Source organism: Dietzia sp. DQ11-44, from assembly GCF_014145205.1.
Classification (GTDB): domain Bacteria; phylum Actinomycetota; class Actinomycetes; order Mycobacteriales; family Mycobacteriaceae; genus Dietzia; species Dietzia natronolimnaea.
In genome coordinates this window covers 1-3,255 of record NZ_JAALEC010000392.1, presented here as the reverse complement: position 1 = coordinate 3,255, position 3,255 = coordinate 1, and the positions used below count along the sequence as shown (strand labels likewise).

Here is a 3,255-nt window from a genome sequence, read left to right as displayed (position 1 = left end):
CGAGCGGCAGCCGTACGAGGTGGTCGAGCGGTACCCGGAGTTCGAGCTGCGGCGGTACCCCTCCCATGCCGTGGCGGAGGTGCCCGTCCACGGGTCCTTCGGCAGTACCGGCAACCAGGCGTTCAGGGCGCTGTTCAAGTACGTTACCGGTCACAACGAGTCGGCCGGGTCCATCGCCATGACCGCACCGGTCGTCCAGGAGTCACCCGGCTTCGAGAAAATCGCCATGACCGCGCCCGTAGTCCAGACCGAGGCCGACGGCGGCGAGCACGTCGTCGCCTTCGTGCTGCCCGCCTCGCTGACCGCCGCGAACGCGCCGGTGCCCACCGATCCTCGGGTGCGGGTCAGGCAGGTGCCCGGCCGTGTTGCGGCAGCGGTGCGCTACTCCGGACGGTGGAGCGCGTCGGCCTATCGACGTCACCTGACCGAGCTCGAGGCCGCGATCGGCCGGGCCGGGCTGGTCGCCACCGGGCTGCCCAGGTACGCCCGATTCGACCCGCCGTTCACGCCGTGGTTCCTGCGGCGCAACGAGGTCGTGCAGGACGTGGTGTGGCCCGGCGAGGGCTGAGTCGCGTCGCGCTGGCGGTGTTCGGCAAATTGTCCGCTTCCGTTGGCTGCGGAACGGCGCTATTATCCGAACATGATAAACGGCAAGACGATAGATTCGAGACCCCCTTCGGAGGCGGAACTCGTCGATGTCGCGTCCCAGGCACTTCGCGAGAGACTCCCGCCGGAGTGGAAGATCGATACCAGGCAGGGCGCTACATCGTCGACATCTGGCGGCGCAGATTCTCTGATGATCGCCGAGGCTCCCGATGGGAGTGCCGCAACATTCTGTGTCACCGTCAAGAGCGCCGTCGTAGCTCGCGACATACCTGCGCTTCGGAAGAGGTGCGGCGACACTATGGCCCAGGTGCCGGACAGTGGGTGCCTGGTCTTGACTCGCTATCTCGCGCCCGCCGACCGTGCGCGGCTCGACGCGGCTGGCATTTCATATATCGATGCGACCGGCAATATGAGGGTTTCATCCCCCGTTCCCGCACTCTTCGTCTCGGATCGTGGTGCCGAAAGAGATCCCTGGCGGGGGCCAGGGCGCCCGAGGGGCACCCTCAAGGGAGAACCCGCAGCGAAGGTAGTTAGAGCGCTACTCGATCTTCCCGGGCCATGGCGTGTGCGGGAACTCGCCGACGTCGCCAATGCCTCGGTGGGGTCGGTATACCGTGTGATGCAGTTTCTCGAAGATCAGGGACTTGCGCAGCGGCTGCCTGACCGGCGATTCCTGGTGTCCGATTGGGCAGCTCTTCTGCGCAGATGGAGCGACGACTATCAGTTACTCCGGTCCAATGCCGTGTCCCATTGGATCGCTCCCCGGGGCCTGTCGGACCTTCTCGATACGGTGCGCGAGGAAGAGGACATCGACTACGCGCTGACCGGGTCCGTCGCAGCAGCAGCGTGGGATGCCTACGCGCCAGCCAGGTCGGCGATGGTGTACGTCCGAAACGTCGAACGTGCAGCGGCGAACTGGGGCTTGCGCGCGACCGAAGCGGGAGCGAACGTGCTGCTGATCGAACCCACTTACCCCGTCGTCATGGAACGCGCCATGACCGCGTTGGAAGGGCTCACGGTCGCGCGCCCGACCCAGGTGGCTGTGGACCTCATGACCGGGCCGGGCCGGGCACCCGCAGAGGCGAACGGGCTGATCGAATGGATGAGGGCACATGAACAGTCATGGAGAGGGTAGTGGCGATCTGCTCGTCAGTGCCCGGTTTGCGCTTCTCTACGCGGCCGAGGCGTTGTCCGAGCAGGCCGCAGTCGACGGGCTGATTGCGAGACCTGCATGGAGGGCCGCCCGTCATGACCTCGACACGCTTTGGGGCTGTCAAGTTGCTTGACACGGTGGTACATTTTCAGTGCGACCCCAATCGACGAAAGAGCCCCTGGGCTTCGGGAATGATCCCTAGTTGGTTGGGGTTTCGTGCGTCAGTAGTAGTGCTCGGTGCCGTACCCGAAGTAGTCACTCTCGATCCTGATCTTGCTCCGGATCAGTCTGTGAGCTCGGTCGTCGCCGGTCTCCCACTTCCGTGTGACCGCCCAGGTGCAGTAGTCCGCAGCCTGAAGACCGAAGTCGGACTCATCCCGCCAGAATGCCAATACTCGCTTGGCGCGGAAGGGCAGACACTGGGCCATGACATCGTCCACGGCGCCCCTGAACGCAGCCCGGGTCTTCCTGGTTCCCATCTGAGCGGCGACGACCTGGATGGAATCGCCCTGGTGGAACAACTGAGGGGCGGCCCGACTGAGATGAAAAAACCAGGCGTACTGGTAGAACTTCGGTTCGGTTGGGCGGATCGAGGGCTGGGCCTTGGACTTCTCCAACAGAGTGATGTCGAACCGGAACTCAAGTTCCACCAAGGCGTCGAACACCGCGTCTCGCACGACCTGGGCGTCCGGAGAGGCGTGGAAACACGAATCCAAACCCTGGGCCTTCCAGGCCAGTTCGTCCCGGAGCCGCATGAGGCGCGTCCGGAGCGCCCACACCTGTTCTTCGTCGGCGCACAGCGTGCCAACCGCGAAGTACCTGGATGCCTTCCCATTGCGGAGGAACTGGAGGTCGCCACTCTCATCTGCGAACAGATACTTGATCGCCACGAAGGGGCCTTTCTCTCGACTGCCACCTATGGAAGCACATCGAGAGGACACTCCTCGGGCGGGAAACTCACTAAGCGCCATTACCCGCAGATGACATAAAGGCAGGTCAGAGCGAATATTCAGCTGTTAATCCACAGGCACTCCCCAGCAAGTCACAGCCTTGTAGGCCACTGTGACGAGTTGAGGGCGCGGTGGGTGAATAGCGTGGACCAGCTCTACGTCGCGCCGCACGAGTTGGTCTATGCCGGTCGGTTCGAATGGCGGGAAGTGGCGGTCCGCTCTCGGCGGTCGTGGGCCTTGTCGTCGTCGCCCTCAAGACCGCAGTCCACGTCGGACAGTGAGCGTTAAGACGGAGCGGGTCCGGTGAGCCACCAGGCGATCACGTTACTTGTCAGCTCGGGGATCGGGCCCTCGCCGGTGGAGCCGTCGCCCCACCGCGGAAGGTCCACCCAGATGCGCAATGGTGGACTGCCGATCATCGGGAGGTCGACATGGGCGAGTGGGCGCATCGTCGAGGCGAGCACGTCCCTTTCGGAGGTCCCGCAGTTGAGCGCCGGGACGACACCCGGCAGGCAGATCACCTCGGCTCTCCGCCCCCCCCCCCCC

General features: G+C 64.5%; 3 protein-coding genes and 1 pseudogene. 2 read left to right on the top strand and 2 right to left on the bottom strand.

Annotated elements, in window-relative coordinates; translation table 11 throughout:
• Both G6018_RS10360 and G6018_RS10355 read left to right on the top strand, forming a co-directional pair.
• Positions 1-568, top strand: a 568-nt coding sequence (locus G6018_RS10360; RefSeq protein WP_182639547.1) for a heme-binding protein, incomplete at its 5' end; no start/stop codon positions are given.
• Positions 569-1,171: 603 nt separating this feature from the next.
• Positions 1,172-1,741, top strand: a complete 570-nt coding sequence (locus G6018_RS10355; RefSeq protein ID WP_182639548.1) for a hypothetical protein — start codon at positions 1,172-1,174, stop codon at positions 1,739-1,741.
• 239 nt (positions 1,742-1,980) lie between these two features.
• On the opposite strand, the gene G6018_RS10350 is transcribed toward G6018_RS10355, so the two are convergent.
• The gene (locus G6018_RS10350; protein ID WP_067716045.1) at positions 1,981-2,649 is read right to left on the bottom strand and encodes a DUF3800 domain-containing protein; all 669 of its coding nucleotides are present in this window, start codon (positions 2,647-2,649) and stop codon (positions 1,981-1,983) included.
• Positions 2,650-2,993: 344 nt separating this feature from the next.
• Positions 2,994-3,255: pseudogene (locus G6018_RS10345) on the bottom strand (hypothetical protein); the annotation flags it as partial.